34 protein-coding genes and 2 tRNA genes are annotated in these 21,795 nt (G+C 59.7%); 3 read left to right on the top strand and 33 right to left on the bottom strand.

The features are described from left to right. The 21 genes from ACZ48X_RS20350 to ACZ48X_RS20250 all read right to left on the bottom strand — a co-directional run bounded on the left by ACZ48X_RS20350 (position 1) and on the right by ACZ48X_RS20250 (position 12,769). A complete protein-coding gene (locus tag ACZ48X_RS20350) occupies positions 1 to 2,577 on the bottom strand; it encodes a DNA-directed DNA polymerase (protein WP_336350669.1) in 2,577 nt (858 codons plus the stop codon). A 29-nt stretch (positions 2,578 to 2,606) separates the two neighbouring features. Next, positions 2,607 to 3,533 (bottom strand): RecB family exonuclease, encoded by a 927-nt coding sequence (locus tag ACZ48X_RS20345; RefSeq protein ID WP_336350670.1) that lies wholly within the window; start codon positions 3,531 to 3,533, stop codon positions 2,607 to 2,609. After that, positions 3,533 to 3,718, bottom strand: coding sequence for a hypothetical protein (locus ACZ48X_RS20340; protein ID WP_336350671.1), 186 nt, complete (start codon positions 3,716 to 3,718; stop codon positions 3,533 to 3,535). Before ACZ48X_RS20340 ends, ACZ48X_RS20345 begins: the two co-directional genes overlap by 1 nt. Continuing rightward, positions 3,705 to 3,896, bottom strand: coding sequence for a hypothetical protein (locus tag ACZ48X_RS20335; RefSeq protein WP_336350672.1), 192 nt, complete (start codon positions 3,894 to 3,896; stop codon positions 3,705 to 3,707). Before ACZ48X_RS20335 ends, ACZ48X_RS20340 begins: the two co-directional genes overlap by 14 nt. Then, entirely contained in the window at positions 3,896 to 4,315 is a 420-nt protein-coding gene (locus ACZ48X_RS20330) for a DUF6378 domain-containing protein (RefSeq protein WP_336350673.1), read from the bottom strand. Before ACZ48X_RS20330 ends, ACZ48X_RS20335 begins: the two co-directional genes overlap by 1 nt. Then, the gene (locus ACZ48X_RS20325) at positions 4,312 to 4,677 is read right to left on the bottom strand and encodes a hypothetical protein (protein WP_336350674.1); all 366 of its coding nucleotides are present in this window, start codon (positions 4,675 to 4,677) and stop codon (positions 4,312 to 4,314) included. Before ACZ48X_RS20325 ends, ACZ48X_RS20330 begins: the two co-directional genes overlap by 4 nt. A 64-nt stretch (positions 4,678 to 4,741) precedes the next feature. Further along, entirely contained in the window at positions 4,742 to 5,077 is a 336-nt protein-coding gene (locus ACZ48X_RS20320; protein ID WP_336350675.1) for a hypothetical protein, read from the bottom strand. Next, entirely contained in the window at positions 5,074 to 5,253 is a 180-nt protein-coding gene (locus tag ACZ48X_RS20315) for a hypothetical protein (RefSeq protein WP_336350676.1), read from the bottom strand. Before ACZ48X_RS20315 ends, ACZ48X_RS20320 begins: the two co-directional genes overlap by 4 nt. Further along, a complete protein-coding gene (locus ACZ48X_RS20310) occupies positions 5,243 to 5,533 on the bottom strand; it encodes a hypothetical protein (protein ID WP_336350677.1) in 291 nt (96 codons plus the stop codon). Before ACZ48X_RS20310 ends, ACZ48X_RS20315 begins: the two co-directional genes overlap by 11 nt. After that, the gene (locus tag ACZ48X_RS20305) at positions 5,530 to 5,820 is read right to left on the bottom strand and encodes a hypothetical protein (RefSeq protein ID WP_336350678.1); all 291 of its coding nucleotides are present in this window, start codon (positions 5,818 to 5,820) and stop codon (positions 5,530 to 5,532) included. Before ACZ48X_RS20305 ends, ACZ48X_RS20310 begins: the two co-directional genes overlap by 4 nt. Before the next feature lie 23 nt (positions 5,821 to 5,843). Further along, the gene (locus tag ACZ48X_RS20300) at positions 5,844 to 6,155 is read right to left on the bottom strand and encodes an SH3 domain-containing protein (protein ID WP_336350679.1); all 312 of its coding nucleotides are present in this window, start codon (positions 6,153 to 6,155) and stop codon (positions 5,844 to 5,846) included. 48 nt (positions 6,156 to 6,203) lie between these two features. Continuing rightward, complete coding sequence (locus ACZ48X_RS20295) at positions 6,204 to 6,440, bottom strand: hypothetical protein (protein WP_336350680.1); 237 nt, start codon at positions 6,438 to 6,440, stop codon at positions 6,204 to 6,206. 84 nt (positions 6,441 to 6,524) lie between these two features. Further along, positions 6,525 to 7,745, bottom strand: coding sequence for a hypothetical protein (locus ACZ48X_RS20290; RefSeq protein ID WP_336350681.1), 1,221 nt, complete (start codon positions 7,743 to 7,745; stop codon positions 6,525 to 6,527). Between the two features lie 28 nt (positions 7,746 to 7,773). Next, positions 7,774 to 8,979: a hypothetical protein gene (locus tag ACZ48X_RS20285; protein ID WP_336350682.1), complete on the bottom strand. Its 1,206-nt coding sequence runs from the start codon at positions 8,977 to 8,979 to the stop codon at positions 7,774 to 7,776. 3 nt (positions 8,980 to 8,982) lie between these two features. Next, positions 8,983 to 9,414: a hypothetical protein gene (locus ACZ48X_RS20280; RefSeq protein WP_336350683.1), complete on the bottom strand. Its 432-nt coding sequence runs from the start codon at positions 9,412 to 9,414 to the stop codon at positions 8,983 to 8,985. After that, positions 9,359 to 10,834 carry a hypothetical protein gene (locus ACZ48X_RS20275; protein WP_336350684.1) on the bottom strand — a complete coding sequence of 492 codons (1,476 nt, stop codon included), beginning with the start codon at positions 10,832 to 10,834 and terminating at the stop codon, positions 9,359 to 9,361. The genes ACZ48X_RS20280 and ACZ48X_RS20275 overlap by 56 nt, the downstream gene beginning before the upstream one ends. 211 nt (positions 10,835 to 11,045) lie before the next feature. After that, entirely contained in the window at positions 11,046 to 11,270 is a 225-nt protein-coding gene (locus ACZ48X_RS20270) for a hypothetical protein (RefSeq protein ID WP_336350685.1), read from the bottom strand. 75 nt (positions 11,271 to 11,345) lie between these two features. Further along, on the bottom strand, positions 11,346 to 11,486 hold the full coding sequence (locus ACZ48X_RS20265; protein ID WP_336350686.1) for a hypothetical protein: 141 nt from the start codon (positions 11,484 to 11,486) through the stop codon (positions 11,346 to 11,348). Beyond that, entirely contained in the window at positions 11,483 to 12,400 is a 918-nt protein-coding gene (locus ACZ48X_RS20260) for a hypothetical protein (RefSeq protein ID WP_336350687.1), read from the bottom strand. The genes ACZ48X_RS20265 and ACZ48X_RS20260 overlap by 4 nt, the downstream gene beginning before the upstream one ends. 79 nt (positions 12,401 to 12,479) lie before the next feature. Next, positions 12,480 to 12,551: transfer RNA gene (locus ACZ48X_RS20255), tRNA-Phe, on the bottom strand. A 145-nt stretch (positions 12,552 to 12,696) separates the two neighbouring features. Continuing rightward, positions 12,697 to 12,769, bottom strand: a tRNA-Asn gene (locus ACZ48X_RS20250). Positions 12,770 to 13,396: 627 nt separating this feature from the next. On the opposite strand from ACZ48X_RS20250, the gene ACZ48X_RS20245 reads away from it, so the two are divergent. Beyond that, on the top strand, positions 13,397 to 14,083 hold the full coding sequence (locus tag ACZ48X_RS20245) for a hypothetical protein (RefSeq protein WP_336350688.1): 687 nt from the start codon (positions 13,397 to 13,399) through the stop codon (positions 14,081 to 14,083). On the opposite strand, the gene ACZ48X_RS20240 is transcribed toward ACZ48X_RS20245, so the two are convergent. Beyond that, complete coding sequence (locus ACZ48X_RS20240) at positions 14,067 to 14,612, bottom strand: hypothetical protein (protein ID WP_336350689.1); 546 nt, start codon at positions 14,610 to 14,612, stop codon at positions 14,067 to 14,069. The two genes, ACZ48X_RS20245 and ACZ48X_RS20240, sit on opposite strands and share 17 nt — an antisense overlap. 296 nt (positions 14,613 to 14,908) lie before the next feature. On the opposite strand from ACZ48X_RS20240, the gene ACZ48X_RS20235 reads away from it, so the two are divergent. Continuing rightward, positions 14,909 to 15,373, top strand: a complete 465-nt coding sequence (locus ACZ48X_RS20235) for a hypothetical protein (RefSeq protein WP_336350690.1) — start codon at positions 14,909 to 14,911, stop codon at positions 15,371 to 15,373. Continuing rightward, positions 15,366 to 15,842 carry an ERCC4 domain-containing protein gene (locus tag ACZ48X_RS20230; protein ID WP_336350691.1) on the top strand — a complete coding sequence of 159 codons (477 nt, stop codon included), beginning with the start codon at positions 15,366 to 15,368 and terminating at the stop codon, positions 15,840 to 15,842. The genes ACZ48X_RS20235 and ACZ48X_RS20230 overlap by 8 nt, the downstream gene beginning before the upstream one ends. Here the strand turns inward: ACZ48X_RS20230 and ACZ48X_RS20225 are convergent. From ACZ48X_RS20225 to ACZ48X_RS20175, 11 genes are all read right to left on the bottom strand, one after another. Next, on the bottom strand, positions 15,836 to 16,072 hold the full coding sequence (locus ACZ48X_RS20225; protein WP_336350692.1) for a hypothetical protein: 237 nt from the start codon (positions 16,070 to 16,072) through the stop codon (positions 15,836 to 15,838). The two genes, ACZ48X_RS20230 and ACZ48X_RS20225, sit on opposite strands and share 7 nt — an antisense overlap. A gap of 133 nt (positions 16,073 to 16,205) precedes the next feature. Beyond that, a complete protein-coding gene (locus ACZ48X_RS20220) occupies positions 16,206 to 16,400 on the bottom strand; it encodes a hypothetical protein (protein WP_336350693.1) in 195 nt (64 codons plus the stop codon). 5 nt (positions 16,401 to 16,405) lie between these two features. After that, entirely contained in the window at positions 16,406 to 16,690 is a 285-nt protein-coding gene (locus ACZ48X_RS20215; RefSeq protein WP_336350694.1) for a hypothetical protein, read from the bottom strand. A 273-nt stretch (positions 16,691 to 16,963) separates the two neighbouring features. Next, positions 16,964 to 17,428, bottom strand: a complete 465-nt coding sequence (locus ACZ48X_RS20210) for a hypothetical protein (RefSeq protein ID WP_336350695.1) — start codon at positions 17,426 to 17,428, stop codon at positions 16,964 to 16,966. A 593-nt stretch (positions 17,429 to 18,021) separates the two neighbouring features. After that, positions 18,022 to 18,336, bottom strand: coding sequence for a hypothetical protein (locus tag ACZ48X_RS20205; RefSeq protein ID WP_336350696.1), 315 nt, complete (start codon positions 18,334 to 18,336; stop codon positions 18,022 to 18,024). Then, on the bottom strand, positions 18,336 to 18,509 hold the full coding sequence (locus ACZ48X_RS20200) for a hypothetical protein (RefSeq protein ID WP_336350697.1): 174 nt from the start codon (positions 18,507 to 18,509) through the stop codon (positions 18,336 to 18,338). Before ACZ48X_RS20200 ends, ACZ48X_RS20205 begins: the two co-directional genes overlap by 1 nt. Next, positions 18,509 to 18,952 carry a hypothetical protein gene (locus ACZ48X_RS20195; protein ID WP_336350698.1) on the bottom strand — a complete coding sequence of 148 codons (444 nt, stop codon included), beginning with the start codon at positions 18,950 to 18,952 and terminating at the stop codon, positions 18,509 to 18,511. Before ACZ48X_RS20195 ends, ACZ48X_RS20200 begins: the two co-directional genes overlap by 1 nt. Beyond that, positions 18,949 to 19,209: a hypothetical protein gene (locus tag ACZ48X_RS20190; RefSeq protein ID WP_336350699.1), complete on the bottom strand. Its 261-nt coding sequence runs from the start codon at positions 19,207 to 19,209 to the stop codon at positions 18,949 to 18,951. The genes ACZ48X_RS20195 and ACZ48X_RS20190 overlap by 4 nt, the downstream gene beginning before the upstream one ends. A 90-nt stretch (positions 19,210 to 19,299) precedes the next feature. Next, complete coding sequence (locus ACZ48X_RS20185; RefSeq protein WP_336350700.1) at positions 19,300 to 20,022, bottom strand: hypothetical protein; 723 nt, start codon at positions 20,020 to 20,022, stop codon at positions 19,300 to 19,302. Between the two features lie 190 nt (positions 20,023 to 20,212). Next, complete coding sequence (locus ACZ48X_RS20180) at positions 20,213 to 20,461, bottom strand: hypothetical protein (RefSeq protein ID WP_336350701.1); 249 nt, start codon at positions 20,459 to 20,461, stop codon at positions 20,213 to 20,215. Further along, positions 20,458 to 21,600 carry a hypothetical protein gene (locus ACZ48X_RS20175; protein WP_336350702.1) on the bottom strand — a complete coding sequence of 381 codons (1,143 nt, stop codon included), beginning with the start codon at positions 21,598 to 21,600 and terminating at the stop codon, positions 20,458 to 20,460. Before ACZ48X_RS20175 ends, ACZ48X_RS20180 begins: the two co-directional genes overlap by 4 nt. Between the last annotated feature and the right edge of the window lie 195 nt (positions 21,601 to 21,795).

Here is a 21,795-nt window from a genome sequence, read left to right as displayed (position 1 = left end):
TCATAGGAACGCCCCCAGGCCGGTCTGCGTCTGCCCGCGGATAGCCGCGTGAACGTCGATGTCGGCGGCGTCCAGAATATCCTCCATCGGGCTGATGATTGCCGCGCCGGTCATGCGCTGGACGTCAACGCGGACATCATCGGGAAGCTCGTGTGCCTCCTCGAACGCGAGAACGTCAACCTCCGTCCCGACCCCCTCATTGAACTTCGGCTGGAGGTACACCCGCTTGGGCTTACTCCCCTTGCCGAACTCGGTCCCGATGAGGTGGTTACTGAACCAGGCCGCCCGCGGGTGGGCGTCGGTCGGGTGGTTGTTCTCATGGTTCCAGCGGTAGCAGTCGTCACACGACGGCGTAGTGCAGTCCGGGTTAATCTCTTTCCCGAGGCCACCCGGAATCCCGATTATGTCAGCGTCAGCGGGGTCTGACGTAATCTTCGCCGCGGCCTCCTGAACCATCGTCCCGATCTTCGCCTGGTCGCCGCCGTGCCGAACGATGTTCCAGAGAACGTCGTTAATCAACTCCTGGGTGAGCGGCGAGACGTCCGACCGCTGGTAGCCCGTGATCTTCTCCTTGTCGACGTCCTTGCCCTCGTCCCACGTAATCCGCATGGCGTACTTCTTCTTCTTGCCGTGCTGGAAGTACGTCACCGCGTAGGATTCAACCTGAATCTCCCAGCGGTTCATCTCCGGGGGGACACCGAAGGTCTTCCCGAACTCGGGGTACAGCTCGTCGTTGAGGTAGTCAGCGGCGGCCATGGCCGCGTCAAGCACCTGGTCCTTGAGCCACTCCTTCGGCCACGCGACGTAGTTCGAATCGGTGTCGCCGTATATCACTCGCCCGTCAGTTTCCTCGGAGATGTACCGGGCCGTTTCTTTGATGCAAGCGACCCCAGCACTGGTGATTGCGAGTGCGACGTCCCTGTCGTACAGGAAGAAGTGTCGCCATCCCAACACGCCGTAGAGCGAGTTAGTAACAGCCTTTGCCGCCGCGTATTTTACGGATAGAGCGTCTCTCTCCGCACCTGACGCCTTATCCTTCGCTTCGCCATAGCCTTCCTTGAGTCCAATCGCCTTGTCAACGAGGCCCGCGAAGATACCCGGCTTGTCCAGATTGAACCACGTCCCGTTCGGGGCGCGAGCGAGATTCATCCCGAGCATCGACCCAACCGCAGACGGGTCAGCGTCCTGCATCGCCTCAGGAACCTCGACCTTCGTCTCGGGACTCATGTTGAACATCGCCATCGTATTCGGGTACAGCGAAGCCAAGTCCATCCCCGTCACGTTCTTCGTGAGGCCCTTGAACGGCTCAAAGACGTGCGCGCCATCGTACTCGTCGACGTCCTCGTGGCGGGCGTCCGGGGCAACCAACCCACGCTCGAACAGCTCGCGCCGTGCGAACATCTCGATCATCGTGTGGTTGTCCCGCGTCTCCCCCAGCGAGATACCGACCTCATGGCGGAGGGCCTGCTTGAAGTCGAAGACACCAGCCTTCCCGTCGATGCCCACCGCGAGTTGCACGTCCATCACGTTGTAGCGGACGAACAGCTCCGGGTCGTCGCGGTACATCTCGTAGTAGCCCATCCCCGAGTGGTCGACCTTCTCATGACCCAACTCAGCCTGAGCGACCGAGTTGAGCGAGTACGACGGAAGTTCGTTGAGTTGGGACTTCTTGTACGCATACAGCAAGTCGAAGCACTCCCGGCCCAGGATACGCGCCTCACCGGACTTCAGCAGGAACGACCGCCCGTTGCGGGCCAGCCGCCCCGAGTCCACGCCGATAGCGTCCATCCGCCCGACGAGCTGTGACGCGTCGAAGTCGATGTTCCACGCCGTCAGAACGTCCGGGTCAACCTCCTGTATGTACTCCGCGAACCGCTTCAGCATCGACGCTTCGTCGCGCTCGAACAGGAACCCGTCAACGTCACCGATGTCCAGGTCAAGGTCCGAGAGCTTCTCCGGTACGTCACACCCGAAGCGATCCTCAAAGGAGTCACCGTCCAGGTCGTAGAACGCAACCGTCTCGTCGGTGTAGTTGTCGTGTGCGACCAACCCGAGGATGTGTGCCTCCCCAGGTTCGGGGAAGTCACCGCGGTCGTCCGTCTCGATGTCGAACGTCACGATACGCAGGTCAGCCGTGAAGTCCACCGCCGTTACTTCGTCGTAGAAGACGTCACGCGACGGTACCTGCATCCCCGTCTTGATACCCATGTCAATCAGGAACCGGTTCGTGTAGGAGACGTCCGACTCGTACACGGTCCCCTCGGGGAACAGCGTCTTCAGTTCGCGAGCGGTCGACGGCCACGGCGTCTTGTAGTACACCTTATCGAGCGTGTCGCCGAACAGCGACTCCCCGACGCCGTGTTCAATCGCGTGAAGCTCCGAGTGCTGGGACGCCGTAACGCCGTGTCCTGGCTCAACGTAGAAGTACGGGTAGAACCCGCGGACCTTGATGTGTTCAGCGTAGTTGCCCTCGGTGCGGCCCCACACCTGCACAATCGGTTCGATGGGGTTTCCCGCTCGGTCGTACTCGCAATCCGGCTCCGTCTTGGTGATGTATAGTGTAATGTCGTCACTCATGGTTTGGTTGTCAGCCCCACTGGGGCGGGTTAGTTCAGCCAGCGGTCGCCGTACCCTGGCTGGGTCGTCGGTTCCTCTCGCTCGCGGTCGGGTGCATCATCGAACGTCGGTCCCGGTCCACCACGGCACCCCCACCGACTCGAACAGATACGGTAGAAGTCGCACTCGTTGTCCTTGCCGGGCTTCCACTTGCACAACGGCTGTTCCTCGATGGGGAAGTCCGCCATCTTCCGACTCCCAATCATCATCTCCACGGCGGCATTGATGACCTCGCGCCGGGCGTCGTCCAACGGCGCGACAATGAAGTCGTCGTTCATCGGGTAGTAGCCCGCGACCGCCGCGATCTCCAGCTCGTCTTCGAACAGGCACGCGTAGAACTCGCCCTCAAGGAAGATGCCTTCCTCGCGGTACTTCGGGTCGGGCGTCTTCCCGGTCTTGTAGTCGAGGATAACGTACCCCTCGTCGCGGTCAACATCGGGAACCGACGCCGCGTGAAGGACCGCATCCGCGTATCCCATCCATGGCGGGGAGTCCGCGACCGGCGGTTCGTCCAGCCAGCCCTCGGCCTCAACCTCCTGGGGGAGCCACAGTCGCGCGGGGTTCTCCGAGTGCTTGCAGGCTTCGTGCCAGCGGCGTTCCTCGAACCTGATGAAGTTCACCACGAACGGGTCAACCCAATCCAGCCACAACCCCACCTCGTCGTAGGGCAGGTATTGCTCCAGGTAGCTCGCGTCGAACGTCCCAGCGTCAATCGCGGCTTCGGCGTTCTCGTGGAACAACTCGTAGGTCTTGTGCAGACGGGTCCCGCGCTTCGTGTAGAACGTGTCGCCGGTTCGGTACCCGAAGATGTACTGGAACCAGAACTTCCGGGGGCAGGTCTTCCAGGTCTTGACTCGCGACTTGGAGATGTGCGGGAGCTGTTCGTCGCTGTTCTCGATCTCGTCAACGAATCCCATTAGTCGTTCACCAACCGCTCCAATTCCGCTACGTGGTCCGTGATCTCCATGGCGAACACCTGGTCGCCGCGCCGCGAGAACTCGATGACCGTCCGCTCTTGCTCTTGGGCGAGCATCAGCAGGTCAATCACCTGGTCGCGGGGCGAGAACTTCGCGGGTTCCCGCGGTTGTTCACCGGGTGGCATAGTACCCCTCGTGTAAGTACGTCGCCCGCTGGAAGTCCGTGTCTTCGTCGTGGTTCACCACCCGGAGCGCCTGGTCGTTGGCGTCAATCATAGCGTCCAGGCGTTCTTCGATGTCGGCGAGCTGGGCGTCCAGGCGGACCAAACGCTCAAGTTCATCATCGGGAAGCTCGTGGCACATCAGTCCACAATCTCCTCGGCGTTCTGGTTCTCGTAGACCGCGCCCTCCTGTCGGTAGTTCCGTAGCGCGTCAAGGGACTCGTCGCCGTCGTCCATGTAGCCCGGAACGTAGAGGGCCGCAATCGCCGCGTACCCAATGGTATCCCGGTAGTGGTCCAGGTCCATCCCCCCGACGTGCTTGCGGGAGAGCTTCAGGAGAATCATCAGGTCCGCCACCTCGTGACCCTCCAGGGGGCGAGCCAGGAGGTTGTGGGCCGTCGAGTCTCCCTCCTGTCCGACCCCGAGATACGCCGACCACAGGTCTGCTATGTGGTCGTGGTTGTCAACGGGGTCGCCGTGGGTGCCGTTGCGCTCGCCGATAACTTCGCCGATCTCCTTGGGGAGCTGTGCCGCTTTCTCTGCGTTGGTGATTTCAGTCATATGTATTGTCGCTTGATTCGCCTGATGTCGCCCCCGGCGAACGGGGCTTTCACGGGTGTCACGGTGTCGTCGTAGAAGGCCAGGATTCGACCGTCGTGGAGTCGCATGACCTTCCCGATGTGTTCCTCTTTGCGGGTTTCACCACCAGTGGTGACCCACACCTTCAGGCACCCGGTTGCCTGTACGATGGTGCCAGCGTGACCGTGCTGGACACCACCCATGTCGATACGTTGCAGGGACCCATCGGGAAGGACGAGTAACTCCGCGAAGTCGTCCTGTCCGAAGGTAACGAACTCGCCGCTGGGGTCCCGAATCGTTACTTTGTATGCCGCTTGCGCGGCTTGAAATGCTTCAGCGAACATGATTGGTAGGGTGGCCGCCCGGCTGGGCGTTTCATGAATTTTCAGACTACCACCGAGTTGCGTGCTACGTCAACAGAGCGTCTATGTCGTCGTCGAGCGTCTCGCTGAACGAGTTGACGGCCTTGTCATCGACGTAGACGTGTGCGCCGCCCTTCTGCATCTTCAGGCCATTGAACGGGACCTCCCACATCGTGAGAAGCCCGGCAACGTGGCTCGCGTGACTCCAGGGCCGCGCGGTCCAGATGATGATGTCGTGTTGGCCCTTCTCCTTGAGGGCGCGGACACGCTCGATCATCTCCCAGTTGGGTTCCTCGCCGCCCGTCTTGTACGGGTTCGGTGAGCCAGCCGTGAGCGTCATGTCGAAGTCGACCGCGACCGTCCAGGTTCGCTTGTCGGTCATCGTTCCTCAACGGCCACCGGTTCGCACGTCAAGCGCGCGGTCCCATCAGGGCCGTCGAAGACGAGTTGGAGGCCGTCCCAGGCGTCGTAGCGGTCGATGGTGTAGCGGTCGGGGTCGAACGTCACCTCGACGAAGACGCCCTCTCCGAGTCGAACGTAGCGGTGTTCACTCGGCATCGTCTTCCTCCGGGTGTTGCCAGCATCGGTCACCAACGTCGTCGACCTCGCGCGTACACCGGGAACCGTCGCCCTTCATCCCGATGCAGTAGTGGGTGTCCTCCGCCTTCCCGTCGTCTTCCACGGGGTCGGCCAGCACTGCCTGATCCACGTCCACCCGCAACAACACAGTCATACGACTCTGGTTGTGGTTGGTGTGGAGAACCGCCAGGACTTCGCCGGGAACCTCGAACGGCTCCGTGCCGTCGTAGGTGATAGTCTCAACGCGGACGAGGCTCATGCGTCCACCTCCTCTCGGAGTGCGGCGTCACCGTGTTCGACGCGCTCGTAGACGAGTGACGCCAGGTCGCGCGTGTCCATGATAAGGCCGTACTGTTCGTTGAGTAGTTCCGCTTCGGTCGTCTCGTCTTCAACCGCCAAACGAGTCGCGGATACTGCATCGAGGTTGTGGTTCAGTCGGTCCACGATGTTCGCCGCGTCTTGTTTGAGTTCGGTCAACAGCTCGTGCGTCTGTCGGACGTCCGCTCGGAGGTCCGCAAGTTCAGTGAGAGTTAGGTCTTCAGTCATAGTTGTGTAAGGATTGTCTTAGGTCAGCAGTATCGGCCAGCGGACGACCGGGAGTAATCCAGGGGCCGCCCCTGGGGTTCGGCGATGCCACCACAGTCGTTGAGACAGGCTTGCATGGCGCGGTGGTCGTAGCGGGTATCACCGCCACACTCGGGGCACTTCGACGTGTAGAACGTGACCTTCTTGTGGATGTGCTTCTCGTGCCAGCGCCCATCGGACGTCGTGTATGCGACGAAGACGGGTTGCCCGCTGTCGAAGTAGAGTTCGTCAGGGTGGGCGTTTTCGAGAGCGTAGTGATCGCACCGCTTGCCGACTTTAGAGTGGTTCGTTGCCATTAGAGTTTGTGTAAGGGTTGTCTTAGCTATGCAGACTATGCAGGTCGTTTAGAGTTCTTCCAAATCCAGGTCTTTCAGCACGCTTCGCGGCGCTCCGAGACGGTCAACCGCGACCAGGAGCTTGTTCCAGGCGCACTCCCGGTCGGGAGCCGCGACGTGGATACCAACGGGCACACACCCGTTTCCGGTGTCAAGATTGACCTGATAGGCCGTGACATCAAGTTGGTCAACAACGTCTGATAACCGAACTGGTTCTGCATCTACCTCAAGTGTGTTGGAGGACACATCTATAGGATTCGTCATACTTAGTATATATCTGTATGGGTGCTTGTTAGCTGTCTGTAGCGGCGCTTGCTTGCGATTAGCGTGTCACGCTGAGACAGGATATGACACCCACTCCTTGAACGCGAGCGGCTGTTCGTCGGTCGACCCGAACACGACCCCAAGCGGGACACCGTAGATGCCCAACTTGGCTTCGTACTCGCCCGTGTCCTTGATACTCGGCAGGAGATGCACGGGCACACCGTTCACGCGTTCCTCCTTCGACTCGTGGTAGTGACACCGGAAGGCGAAGTCGAAGTCCCACCGGTTGACCTGCGCCTGCCACCACTGGAGCGGTGACTTCGTACCAATGTGGTACGGGACGTCTTCACCGTGAACACCGAAGCCCGTCCACTTCCCGTTGCGAGTCGTGAACAGGATATGGTCGTCGATGTCCGACCGGATGAACGTCACGTTCTCCAGGCCCATCGCCTGAACCGCTAACTCCAGGCGGTCGTAGAGAAGGTCGTCGGCGTTGGCGTGGTGTGACTGCCCGCCCTGTCGGAACTCGCCATGGTTCCCGTGGAAGCACGGCACGACAACACTCGGGAAGCGAGCGGACGCCCTGGCGATCTCATACGTGTAGACGTCCGTCGCAACCTTGAGTTGCTCTCGGATGTGCATACGTGGCTCCAGGTGCCACTTCTGTTGCTCGTAGATGGCTTCGTTCGTAACGTGGTCACCGAGCATCGGAACCACGAACGCATCAATCGTGTGTCCCATGGCCTCGCGAGCGTCCGCCACCTGGTGTGCGTGGTCGAACTTCGCGTGGATACGTTCGGACGCGATCTCCGCGTCGAACAACGGCTGGGACTCATACGGGTTCGGTTGCGTGGGGTCAGCAACGAGGTCGCCGTAGTGGTCGTCCGAACACGGGACGATAATATCCATCCCACCAGGGGTGTACGTGACACCACCATCGGCGATAACGGGACCAACCTCCTGGCGGTAGGCCCGAATCTCGTGTTCTAATTCCGCGAGAAACGCCTTCGTCTTGCGACTAACGGCGGCTTTCTGAGCGGCGGTTGTGCGAACGGGCGCGGAGACGTTGATGACGTCGTTTTCCACGCGACCGCCGCCGGGTTCGTAGTATTCGCCCGCATCGTTCTGCGCGAGATGTACCCCGCGCTTCTCGATGTCGGACAGGTGGTCGTAGACCGTAGACTCCGTGATGCCCAGCGAGAGCGCAAGGGCGGGAACGGTCTTCGGAAGCTCCGCGAGAACATCCAGTTGTCGCGGCGTGAGTTTCGCATACGCTGTATTCTTCATTGATAGATGATAGCTGAATAGCTGTAGGTTACGCAATCGGGTGCTGAGGGTCGTAGAGGCCGCAGACCTCCCCGAGACAGAACATCGGCGCTTCTGCCCATATCGTCTCGCAGTTGAATCGCCGTGCCCAATTCGCGGCGATCACATCAGCAATCCGTGACCGGGTTTCGTCTTCATTAAACCCCGGAATCTCACGAAAGAGGTCAACGATGACCTCAACCGGAACGTGCGCGTCAACCAGCTCGTCGATGACGAACACTTCGAACTTATGCGAAGCGTGGCCGTACTCGAACTGGTCACCGTCGCGCTCAAAGTACGCGAACACACAGGGCTTGTGTGCCGTGACGAACGCGACGTCTTCTTTCGTTTTTATCTTGTGATTGGCTACCTCGTTCTCGTACTCGTTGAGCGAGAGCGTCCGCGTCGACGACATTGACGGTCGACCGCTCGACCCACCAACACTCGCCGTGCGAACGTACTGGGTGATTATCTGTCCCGCGCGCTCGGACTCAACTCGATGGTATTCATCGGGAAGGGGGCGCGGTTCAGATGTGAGTTTCTCATACTCGTCGGGCGTGATGGTCGCAAGTTCTCTGAGCGACACGGGAACGCAGTATCGCTCGTCATTGAAGAACGCCGTTGCCCCAGTGTGAACCGTGTTCGGGTGCCGGGTGAGCCGCCCCAGGTCGGACGAGTCAACGTCAACCCAGTCACGAATCGACACACTGGTTTCACTCTCTAAGAACGCAAGGAACTCGTCGGCGTACCGACCCAACCCTGCCTTGAATTGGTTGTATGAGCCTTCATCGGGGTTAATCGCCGGGAAGTCCAGGTAGAGATGGACGCCCTTGAACCCCGAGAGTGACCCACGCCAATACTGGTCCGCGCCCGCGTCGATCAGGAAGCGAGCTATCATACGGACCCGAGCCAGCAGGTTCGATTGGTCGCGCCGCCACGCCGCAACGTCACCAGGGCGGTACTCCTTGGCGTCGGGAACATCCAGGTCGAACATCAGTGTGTTCACCTCGGGGATGTTCCTATCGCGTGAGTGCCCTCGTGGGAAGCTGTACACGGAGACGAACCCCGCGTTCTTCCCGTTGACCGCCACCAGCGCGTCAACCAATTCGTCGCGAGTGTTCACGGCGAACTGTCGTTTGGACGCGTCAACGGTTTGGCGCGGGAAGTCGGGTGCCCACACCTCGGACGCTTGCCGAATCAAGTCGCGGTCGGTCATGGCCTACAGGTACCGCTCGATGAGTTCTTCGATGGTTGCCTTGTGGGAATACCCACGACCGCCTGCGTGTTCGCGGAAGTTGATTGGGTCGCCGTCTTCGGTCGCGGGGAACGCCAGGCACTCCCAGCCCGAATACGGGGCGTGGACACCGGAGACGACGAAGAACCGCGTGGTTGTCTCGTCTCCAGCCTTCAGCACGGGAACGTCCTGGTCGATCTCCACGAGCCAGGCGTCACCAGTGAAGCCCTCGATGTGTTCGGTTATCCCCACAACTCCGGGGATGTCCATGCAACTCTCTACGGTGGTTTCGATACTCATTATCTCATGTTCGGGTGTTTCCTCCGGGTGGTAGGTCGCGAGTGTATGCGTGTTCCGTCGCTTACTCTCCAGCGCCGCTACTACCCAGGAAACCACTAAGTCCGCTGTTCTCGTCATTAGATTCGGTAGATGCACCAGCGTACACGGGTTCATCGAAGACGTCCGCCATGTCCGACTCCGCGTCGGCCAGGGTTTCTTCGAACTCGTCGCTGCCCTGTTCCACGAGGTTCAGGACTTCACCCGTGAACGGGTGGGTCACCAAGAGGCCGTCACCCCGGCAGAACCGGGCGACGTACTCCTCGGCGTCTTCTTCGTTGAGGATGTCACGAACAACGACTTCGGCGTCGTCCACGATCTCCTGCCAGTCGAAGTGCGACTTGTGTTCCGCTCGTGCTGCGAACGGGCCAGCCGACCACTCGTTGAGGCCGCTGTCGCCCTTCTGGACGTTCGCGTAGCCCTTGTGCTTCATGGACTTCAGGGACTTCTTCACGTCGCGGTCACTGACGTTCTCACCGCTCTCACGGAGTGCCTGCTGAAGTTCGTTCACCGTGAACGCCTCCTCGGAGTTATCGCGAAGGTACTGCAAGAGAATCATGTCGCGGTCGGTGAGGTTGAGTGCCGACAGGACCATCTTCTCGCCGAAGACCTTCATGCCGTACCAGCAGTCCGCAGGCGCGTTCAGGAGAACGGGGTTCCCGTTCTTGTCCACGGTCTGCATCCGGTCGGGGTGGTGGTACAGAGTCACCGCGTCGATGAACTTGTACAACCGCGGGAAGTCCCGCCGCGCCTCAGGGAAGTGCTGGGGGAGGGGCTTCATCCGGTCGATGGCTTCGATGCACGGATTCAGAATCTCGCCCATCGAGTCCTTCCGACCGAAGCGACCAACCACCGGGCGAATCGTCCCGATGTGTTCGCGAATCTCCGCCGCTTCCTCGTAGGTCGTCTTACGGATGTACCGCCCGGACTTCTCCAACGCTTGCCGGGTGTTGACCCGTTCGGTCTGCTCCATGGACCCATCGACCTCAAGGATCAGCGCGCGGTTCCGGTACTCGGCGTGGTCATTGATGTCGAAGCTGTCGTTGTTCCGTGCCCACGGATAGATGATGCAATCCGGGGGTAACAGACTCCGACCCTCCAGGTGCCGACCACCCGCGACCTCGGTCCACTCGTGCGTGAACGGCTCGCCCTCTGCGTGAGCTTTGATGAGGCCCTCGATGTGTTCGGGGAGGTTCGTGGAGTCGGGGTAGACGTAGATACTCGCGGCGTTCGCGGTTTCGGCCTTCTCGAACAGGACCGTAGGCGACGAGCTGTTCGGAACCGTGAACACTTCGCCTGCGCCCTCGTTCGGATAGCACGCCAGGACTGCGTTCGCCGTCTCGTCTTTCCCGGCGGACGAGTCACCATACATGATGATGAACCCGCCCATGAACGTCCCCAGGAGGACGGACAGGCTGGTTTCTTCCTCTCCCTCCAGGCCGTTGTCCTGAATCAGTTGCCGGACCTGGAACAACGTGGGGATGCTTGTTTCACTCGTCATACCACACCTCGTCGTCACAGGAATTGTCGATCCAGGGTGCCCACCCAAGGTCTTCTTCTCGATTCAACGACGCAACGCCAAGATGGTCTAATGCACCAGAGATTAACTCGTAGTTTCGCTCGCTGAGTGTATGATGCTCTATGAGGAACATCAAATGGTCATACGCTGTCTCTATGAGCCACATCTGCTGATCTTCCCGAAACGACATTGATTAGTCACCCCGTTCGATTGCGTCCGCCATCTCGCTCTCCTTGAGGCGGCGGGTCATTTCGATACCGACGACGTTCTTCGCGTGACGCGCAAGTTCCTCGTAGGCGTCCACGGGGTCGTCGTCGCCCTCAAGTTCAGCGGTGAGTGTACACCCGAACTCGATGGGTTCGTACTGTTTCCGTTGGCGACGGTCGCTGTAGCTGGCCGTGATAGTGGTTAGTTTCATCTTCAGGTGCCTCTTGGGATGGTAAACCGCGGGAAGTCCCGCGCCCCACCCCGTACTAAAAAATTGTTCTCGTGCCTATACCAGCAGGAATCCCAACAGCGCAACGACGCCGAGGGCAATGATGACAGTTGCCGCGCCCACGTAGAACGCGAACTTCACCAACCCAAGGACTTCATCGAGGAAGTCGTCGTCAATGCTGTCGTGCCGGAGTCTCACGCCTGGACCGCCGCCACGATGTCGTCCTGGCGGCCCTCAACCATCGCCTCGTCGACGCTGGACTCGGGGTTCGCAACCATCGTGTCGAGGGTGCGAAGAACCGACTCGGGGTCAACGATCTGCTGGTCGCGGCAGAAGCCGATGAACTCCTGAATCTGTGCCGGGAAGCCACCATCGGTCGCGGCGGCCTGAACCTCGGGTTCGGCTTCGGGTTCGGTTTCCTCGGTTGCCTTCGCCGTGGTCGTCCCGGTTTCGTTCTTGATGGTCACTTCCTCGTCGAGCGCGAGGTTGATGAAGACCGGCGTGTAGAACGTGTATTCTTCGCCCTCACGCTCGACCTTGAAGAACCGAACGCGGAGTCCCTCCAGCTCGGGGCGGAGGGAGACGTCGGTTGCGAGCCACGCGTGAACGTCGTCTTCGGTCAGAACCGCACCGCGTCCGTGCGTGGTGAGCTTCCGGGCGCAGGTCTTCGCGGACGACGACGGGCCGTGTTCGCCACCGGACTCCCACATGATGATGTTCCCGACTTCGGGCTGGTCGGCGTCGGGGTCGGCTTCGTCGTAGCGGGCGGCCACCAGCTCGTACTGGTAGGTCCGTCCACCGAACGTCTCGGAGTAGACCTTGGGCGCGTCGTTCCCGTCGAAGTCCATCTCGTCGTCGAAGCCGAGTGCCTGCCACGAGAACACCTTGTGGGTGTCGTCGCCCTTGCGCTTGTAGAGTGCGCCGTCGACGAGGGTCACGTCGTTCATCTTGATGGCGAGCGACTGCCCGTACTTGCCTTCGACACTGAACGCGGAGTCGAGATCGCCGTCGATGGCCGCGTAGGGAGTTACCTTCAGGGTGAACTCGTTGTTCTCGTCGCTGTCGTTCTGGTTGCTGGTCGTGCTACTGCTACCGAAGTTGTTGTAGTCCATGTATGGATTGTTTTCTAAGGGTTGTCTTACGCGCGATACCTCAAGGGGCGGTTCTCGGACTTGACGTCTGTTGCCCCAGTGGGAACGACCGGAGTCGAACCGGCAACGACGGCTTCTTCAAAGCCGCGCTCTCCCGTTGAGCTACGTTCCCTTACAGCCCCGGTGGTGAGTCGGGGCTGGCAATGCACCACAGGCACCGGCTGTGGCTCATGCGACCTACGATAGCGTAGTACCAAAGCGCCCTCTCGGGCGTGCATTACATTAAGGAGAGTTGTTCAGGCGGACCCTCACCGCCACGTCTCGACCAGGACTCGAACCTGGGACGACGTGATTAACAGTCACGCGTTCTACCAACTGAACTATCGAGACACAACCGCCCTCGTTACCGAAGGCGGTCGATCACACTACTGATAGGAACCCCGGCACTGAGGCCGGGAGGGGACAGGTGGGAGTTGAACCCACGGCTGTCCTTCGTTGTCTGTTGTCGGCGTAGAAAATGACAGGGGAGCCACCCCCGTCTGTCTGTGTGCCCCAATCGGCAACCAGAACCAACCAACAACCAGTATCCGCAAATTGTCCCGGTGTTCGCCTAACCGGGAGTGGCACACCACCGCCCGTGGGGGCGAGGTATAAAGGCCGGGAATCGAACCCGGAGCGCACAGTACGCTCTACGCCAGTAGCCTGCCAAGAACCGCCATGAGAACGGAGTCGTCTGACTCACTGCCCTCAGTAGTATAACGCGCCGCATAGACTTAAAGTTTTCTATGGGTTTTCAAAGGATTGTCTATGCGGCCAAAGCACTGCCTCTCTAAAGCAATATCATGAGGACCCAGCCCAGCGGGGCCGTTTTCCTCACAAGTATATTCGCGGCTGACGTATTAAGTCTATCGCTTGAACACCCTTTGAAGACCTACCCAAAACCCAGGAATAGGCTTACAATACAGTAATCGTTATATCGTGCCGGACTGTATGAGCGATTGAGTGATCTAAGTATCCATGACTCAGTATCAAGCGCACACGAATCTTGAATCGGTGCGTGAGTGCCCGTTCTGTGAGGAAGAAGTTCTCTCACGGGGACTCTACGTCCACGTCTACAACTCCGACGACGACGCCCACGGACCCCGTGGGGAGGTTCCCGACGACTTCAGTGTCGACGACGCCGAGATAACCGGTCGGCGCGAAGTCACCGTCAACACGCCCACGAAGTACCGGGTCGACCACCGCCGCTTCGTGTGTGACTACTGCGGGAAGACGTTCAAGGGACAGCTCGGACTCAACGTCCACCTGGGTCGCCGCTCCGGTGCGGACGACCTCCACCCAGCGGACGCCGAAGATCGCGACATCTCCACGTTCGAATCCTATCCCGCGACCGAGGACGGCAAGCTCATCGTCACCGACCCATCGGACGCCGAAGGCATCCACCACGAGGAGGGTATCATCGTCGCGGACCAGGAGACGGTCGACGACATGGAACGCGAGCGCGACGGTATCCAGCACGGTACGATGGTTCCGCTACAGGAGCTTGAGCGGCTCTACCTCAAGTTCATAGACGACGCGGAGAACGACCGTGACATCACGCCGTACCACGCCGCGGAACGCGTCGACAACATCATCGAGCGGTATCGCGGCCAGGACAACAGCGGGAAGGCGGGGGAATCCGAGTCCGCTACGCCGTCGAACTAAACTCTTTCTCGAAGAACTCGCGGGTGTACTTGCGGTCCTTGGTGCTGTATTCACCAGCTAAGTCTGCCAGCTCCAGCAGGTCGTCTTCACTTTCGATCCCGTCATCGAACATCGGTAGGATTCGCTCGTAGTAGTGCTGGAACTTTTCATGTTGCAGGAGGAGATACGGGAATAGTTCCTCGATGATTCGTGCAATGTCATCAGCGCCCTCCACGAGCCACTCGTGCCGCCCCTCCTGGACGTTCTTGTGTATCTTGGCCTGCACACCGAGTGAGTGCGAAAACGCGTCCAGTAGGCCCACAATGGCCTCTGATTCGGTGCGGACCAGGAGGGACGGCCACGCCTGGAAGCCGAGGGTGTATTCTGGTCGCGTTCTGAAGTTCACAGTCAACGACCCCTTCACGTCGATGATTCCCGCGACGTACCCCACCGGTATCTCTGGTTCCGCCTGCTGGTCGTTCATTACCGTCACTATGCTCCTGCGTGTTATTGACAGTATCGCTGTCGTGTACTGCTGTTCTTTGAACATCCTTTGAATACCCTCCGAAACGTTTAAGTATCTACATGACTATTATACTATTGAGGACACGTAGAGAGGTATCACATTACCTCTGTACCTGTTTTACTGTACACTCCTATTGTACACTCATAGTCAATGTACACCCCTTCCCGATGTTGTACATGGATTAGAGTACACGTTCTTACTTACATGGGACACCCAGTGGTATCCCAGTAGGACTACCAGTAGTAGAGTGAGACACTGATAGCATACTTCGCTGATCCAAGGTGAACTATGACCTGATAGGCTAAGACAATACTAAGACAATGTTTGACGAAGACGACGAACCCATAACGAGTAGCGACACTGAAAACGCAACGACCTTTCACCCAGCCGAAGCCCCGCACGAACTGCGAGCGCGGTACGAACGGCTGTACAAGTACAACATCGGTGATACTCGCACCTGGAGCGACCAGGAGGCGCTACGGAACCGCGACAACCTCGCGCTCTACGACGCCATCTCCAGCCAGGTCGACCTCACCAAAGCCCAGCGCCGACGAGGGCGCGAGCTATTTGATGAACTCAACATCAGGCAAATCGGCTACGGCGCAGAACTAATCGCGTACTGTGTCTGTATCCACGTCGCCGAACAGGACGGACGCCGCCATGTCTTCAACGGAGGCGAACTCAACGACGACCCGTTCCTGGTTCTCGCTGGACACCAGGGCTACAGCACGACGCGCATCTTCGCGTGCCTCGCCGCGGTCAAGGAGGCACTCCGCCATGAGTGACCACGACTTCGTAATCCTCCACGACGACCGCGAGAAGCAACCGTTCGACTTCTCCGCGATCCCCAACGTCACGCTCGAAACCACCCGGTTGGAAACGGGCGACTACACGACGCCAGCCCTGGAAGGCATCGCCGCCGTCGAGCGCAAGTCACTCAACGACCTCGCAACGTCACTTGGGTCCGACCGCAAACGGTTCGAGGCCGAAGTCAAGCGAGCTGACCGCGACCTCCAAGAGTTCGTGGTTATCGTAGAGGAACCACGACACCTCGTACAAAAATACGCCGACGCAGGCGCGAAGTCCTGCCCACACTACTTCTGTCGAACCTACCCGCGGACCATCACCAGCACGGTCGACGGCTGGCCGAAGCGGTACAACGTTCGGTTCGAGTTCTATCCTGATCGGGCCTACGCGACCCAAGCAACGTACACGTTGCTCCAGTCCTGGGAACAAGAGTACGGACCCTACTGAGCGTCCGTCCCTCGCTTCCCCAGGCGCACCAACCCAACGACCACGAGAACCAGGACGACCGCGACCATGAGGTTCATCGTCCCGGTCTTGATGTCCTGAAACATCACGATGTTCGCCACGCCACCTATCGTGAACAGCAGGACAACGAACCCGACCACCAGTAAGATGACACTCCCGGTGATGAGCCGCCCACCGCGATAGAACGCCTCGATGGTGTCCTGATAGCTCATAGGTAGTGGTGCCACTCCCACTCGTACTTCGGTTCCTGAGCGGGGGATGGGGAAACGGGCGCTTCCCGCGGTTGTTCACTGGTCTGCGTCACTTCGGGTTCCGGCTTCGGGTTCTGATACTTACTGTAGTCCATTAGTTTGCCTCGCCCAGTTGCTCGTCCCCTGGTAATTCCAGGTCAGCAACCGAGATAGTGTTATCGTCGCCATCGAACAGCCGGACGTGAATCCGACCGCCGCGTTCGTTGACGTCTATGTACAGCTCCCGGTCGTGGTCACGTACCAGAACGTCAATCGTTGCCTCCTGTGAGAAGTTGCAGGTGTCAATCATCGGAATCACCACACCTCTATCTCGCCCTCAGCGTAGCCTTCATCGGCGAGCGTGAACCGAACCAGCCACAGTACCTCGGCATCGCGGGTTACCCACTCCGGGGGCTGATAGTAGTCGCCAGGAATCCGCTTGATGTACTCCTGCGCGGTTCCTTCGCCCTCTATTTGAATCACGCCGTCACCCTCAACGTGAACGGCGGTGACGTTCCGCGCTCGAACCGTATCGAACACCTCGTCGGTGTTGTAGGATTCGTCGTCGATGCTCGCGTTCCACGTCCCGATCTCTTGCATCAGGAACAGGCCGTATCGCACAAGGTCACAGGTCGGTACTTCAGTCCACTCGTCAGCTATGTTTTGTAATGCCATTATGTCTCAACTCGTTCTGTAAGTCCGCTCTCAGGCCACCAGCGAACGCGCCCGTGGACCCGGCAATCGTACTCGTGATACTCGTCCGTCGAACCCAGGTCCCGAACGGTGTGTGACGTACACCCAGGGACAGGGCACGCTGGACGCGGTGCTAATGGGTTTGAGTTACTCATGTTCTACTCAACCGCAGTCGGGTGATTACCGAACTTTCAACGCAAGTTCGTTGAGTGCTTCCGCGAGTCGGTCACACTCCTCGACCACATCTTCAGGCCACCAATCGGTCGCCCACTCCTTGCGGTCGTAGTCGTTCATGGCCGCCCGAAGGTCAGCCTCGATGTTATTCGGGAGGGGCGTGCCGTTCTCGTCGACGCACATATCGCCGGAGTGCGCGCAATCGAACCCGACCCAGCCGTCTTCGTCCGGGCCGTAGGTCAGTCCACCGTGGACATCGACCATCGACTCAAGCGAACGGACATCGTACACACCGTCGTCAGCGGGCGCAGGATACGCCTCAATGAGCGCGTCCGGGGCCTTCACGTAGCCAACGTAGTGTGAGTCACGAACCCGGAACACGACCGTCTGAAGCCCCTCGTGGGTGTGTCCATTGATGAACGTGAGCTGGTGTTCGCCGTTCGGTGCATCCAATATCTCTGTGATTGTCATGATTCCCTTGGTTGGTTGTGGATTCGCATTTCGCATTTCCTATCAGGTGTGTTATTCGCCTACTCAAACTTGTCGCGTAAGTAGTCGCCGTAGTTCTCGTAGTTCGCTTCGCGATCTTCGCGCCGAACCCGGTCCAAGCACTCGTTGCACAAGTCACCGGGAGCCGGAGGAACGTTCGGGCAGGCCGTATTCCAACAGCCCTTATTCTGTGTCGCGAGCGCCTCGGCAAACGTCTGTTGCACGACGGGCATCGCTCAGATGTTACATTTCGACCACCCACACAACGGGCAGGTCGCACAGGCTCCTTCTCTCACAAGCTGTTCGTTTCCGCAGTCTCGGCAGTTCGGTACCATTTCTGAATCAGTCTCGTCAGTCGGTTTCTCACTATCACACCAGCGTACACCATCGGGAAGGCCGTGATTCCCAACAGGACGCGGGCCAGTAATCGCGCGTTCATCGCTCCAGTTTGAAGATGTGCTTGCAGTCAACGCACTGTACACGGGGCCGCATCATGTCGAACAGTCGGCGGCCACGCATCGCACTCGGGTTCAGGACCTCCGTAGCCCCGCCGCACTTCCGGCAGGTGTACTCGGTCATGCGAGTTGCCCCGCTTCTTCCGCGAGTTTGTACGGTGGCGCGCACCCATACGGGTGTTCGTTCATCCAGGCTTCGGCCTTCACGATGGCTTTGAGTCGCCCGAACTCGTCGCCGCCGCAGTTCCCGATGATTCGATAGGACGCCCCATTGAACCACGACGTGAACCGCGCCTCGTAGTGGCCGCGTCCGTTCTTGTGGACGACCACCCGGTACGGCGAGTCCTTGTACTGCCACTTCACGATGTCAGGGAACTCCGCGATCTTGTGCCAACCCCGCTCGCCGGTTGGGGGAACCGCGTCTTCGTGACGCATCAGTCCTCCCTCCAGTATTGAACGACCACTTCGCCTTGCCCCAGGTCGTCGACGTCGTAAGCGAACCCCTCGGGGAGCGGGATTCGCATGAGCATCTCACCCTCACCGTCGTCCTCCCAGTAGCGGTCGTGGACGATGATGAGCGACTTGATGAGCCGGGAACGTTCACTCATTAGTTCCCTCCGCTGGGGAGAATCGTGACCCCAAGGTGCGACTCCAGGGCGCTCAGCGGTTCGGAGTTGTAGTATTCTCCGGTGTAGGCAACGTCGATGTTCGATGAGAACACGAACTTTCGCTGTTCCTTCAAGTCCCTCAGCGTGATGTCAATGTGCCCGGTATCGGGGTCATGGTGAACGCGGGTTGCCACCATCGCGTGATAGTTAATCAACTCGCTATCATCGTAGACGCCAGGCGTCCCCCGGAGGTTCGCCTTCACGATGTTCGCTGGTGCGCCGTTCACAACCTCGGGGTAGTCCGCGACCAGGACTTGCGCGATCTCCTCGAACACGTCGTCGGGGTCCTGCTCGGTGAGGGTCCTGTTGTACGTTCGGAGTGCCGCGTACCGCCACAGGTTCATGCCTTCCTCCAGCTCGACGCCGTTGATGGTGAGGGTCATGCCTCCCTCCGGTGGTACAGCTCCTCGTCAACGTCGGCGTGCTGTTCCTCCAGTGACTCCAGGTGTGACTCGGCCTCGTACATCTGTTCGTTCGTGACGGTCGGGAGGTCCAACCCCAGGCCGTAGGAGCTGTTCCGTCGTTCCGCGCTATACAACAGGGATTGGGCGTGCCGCAGGTCGCTAACGACGCCCTCGGTTACTTCGATGCGTTCCCAAAGGGACTGCTCGCGCTGTTCTAACTCGTCAATATCCATCATGGTATAATCACTCATGGTGCTGATTGGTTGGAGCCTGAAACCGCACCGCGCCGCTGGCTCCGTACTGAAAAACCGCGGGAAGGGGTCGCCCTACTTACCTTCGGTGCGAGGGGCGATAATCAGCAACCGGTCTTCGGCGTAGTTGTCGATGAACACCGGGTACATCTCATCGGGGTGGGTTCGCATCCGGCTCGGTTCATCGAATACATCGAACCCGAACAGGTGTTCGGCCACCGAGAGTTGGTTGGTCGTCAAGAACGTCGAGTTAGTCTCGGTTTCCGCAGACACAACGATTCTCGTCTTGTAGTCCGTGTCGAACTTCTGGACGGGTTGGGTGATCTCGGCGGGCCAGTCCTTGAAGTCGGCGTACTCGTAGAACGTCTCGGTATCCCACACGTAGGCCACGATGTTGTTCGCGCACATGAGGCCGCCCTTACTGAAGTCGACCTCAGTCGGGCGGATTCGAGCCTTGTGTCGCGGACTCAGCGTTGCCTCGTCGTCGAAGTTACGGGACAACCCGAACGCGCGGATGAACACCATGGCCTCCAGGCCGTGTCCATCAGCGTCCACACCCAGGTCGTCGTCGGTCAGCCCGGAATCCAACAGCGCATAGTGGAACCGGGCGCGCTGTTGCTCTTGGATGTCGTCGTAGAGACGGCGGGCGTCCGTCGTCAGATAGGTTCGGGCCAGGTCTTCGCCGGATTCAATCCCGTGGTCGAGGGTGAGCTTGTCGGCGGTGACGGTGCCGATGCCGGGGAAGTCGGTCGTGAAGTTGTACGAGCTGTTGAAGTTGCTGGTAGTTGCGTTGCTCATAGTTGATTGGGGGCCTTGAAGCCGTGACCCCGTACTGAAAAACCGCAGGAAGGGGGTGCCTCGCCCTACGTGGGCAGGCAGTTCGGGCAGGTCGGAACTTCGATCTCGCTCCCGTTCGGGAACCGCATGGTCGCCACTTCCATGGCGCTACGCGGTTCGATGGGTTCGATGCAGACGAAACACCGAACCATTAGCGTTCCTCGAAGTAACTGGGGACGCCGAACAGGTGGTCGTACTCCAGATAGTAGACCTCGATTGCTTCCTCGGCGAGTTGGTTCACGATGTCGTACACATCCTCGTCAATGTACTCGTCGATGAACGACTTGTCCAGGTAGAGCGCCGCGCCCTCCCGGTTCTCGACGACGATCACCGGGTTGTCTTCGTCTCCGTCGACTCGCGAGCTGAACCACTCAGTTGGGTCGTCGTAGGTGACTCTCATGCGGCGGGTGCCTCGCCGTCGTCGCCGTCCATCGTTGCGAGAACACGTTCCATGCGGTTCTCGAACTCGCCGTACTCGGCGCGCTTCTCGTGGATGCTCGTCTCCAGGCGCTCAATGGCGGCGCGACCGGAGTTCTCGGGGTTCCCGAGTTCGTCCGCTTCGTCGCCCTCCAGGGAACGCTCGTAGCTCGTGGTTGCCCGGCGGACCATCGAATCGGGGTTCATCAGCAGGTCGTTCGCCGTCTGAACGTACCCAACCAGTGACCCGGACTCGCCACCCCGGAAGGAGTGCGTGAGCGCGTAGGTCAGCCCGGAGTGAACGTCCCACAGGCTGATTGCGAAGGGGTCTTCGGAACGAGCGCGGGCGTCACGAGCCGCGGACTCCGCCAGGTAACTCGGAATCCCGAGGTTCTCGTAGAACTCGCCGAGCGTGAACGGGAGGTCGGTGAAGTCCATCGTGGTTGCTTCCGCGAACCGGATGATCTCGGTTAGGTGGTCGGTCATCACATCTATCTGGAGGAGGATGTCCGTCCACCACTCGCTGAAGTCCTGGGGTTCGCCAACGTGCTTGCGCGTCTTCTCGTCGGTGAGGTCCCGCATACTGTTCTTGCAGCCGGTGTCCTGGGCGTACCCAACGGCGTAGAGGGTGGTTTGCCCGAAGAAGTCGTAGCCGGTGGTGATACCAGCAAGGACGCGCGAGTCCTGGTAGTCGATGTACTTCTCGGGGAACAGGATGTCGATGTGAACCTCGCCACCACCGCGGTAGAGGCGGGCTTCACCGAACATCGACCCACTTAGGTCGTTCTCGTCGAGCGCGGTTTCGAGGGGCGCGTAGGCGTCCATCGGGTTGATGATGGTGTAGTTGTCGGTGGGGATGTGCCACAGGGGGTCGACATCCTCGCCGTTCGCCATCTTCATCATGCGCTCGGGATCGACGATTGCGGAGAACCGCTCGGTTGCCTCGTAGTCGTTCGTGACTTCGTTCAGCCACGCAACGTCGGCGTGCATGGCGCGGGGGAGCGCCCGTATCACGTCACCGAAGGACCGTTCGGGCTTGTCTCCGTATTGGTCGTCCCACTCCATCCAGAAGTTGTCCATGCTGTCCACGCCTGCGAACTTGATAGTCGTGTCTGCTCTCATGATTGTGGTGGTCCGCATTACCCAGCGGACGATTGGGGCAACCCGCGGTGGGTTACACGACACGGGAGGGAGTCGAACCCTCCTGCCGCCGCTCGTGCCACCGGGAAACCAAAGGTTGTCTTAGGTTTCTCTATGCCGCCCGTGTTCAGCGAAGTACGCCGAACACTCCGGGCAGTAGTTCCCGACGAACCGCTT

This window comes from Halorubellus litoreus (assembly GCF_055378595.1).
Note: the sequence above shows the minus strand (reverse complement) of the source record. Positions and strands in the feature narration are given on the sequence as shown.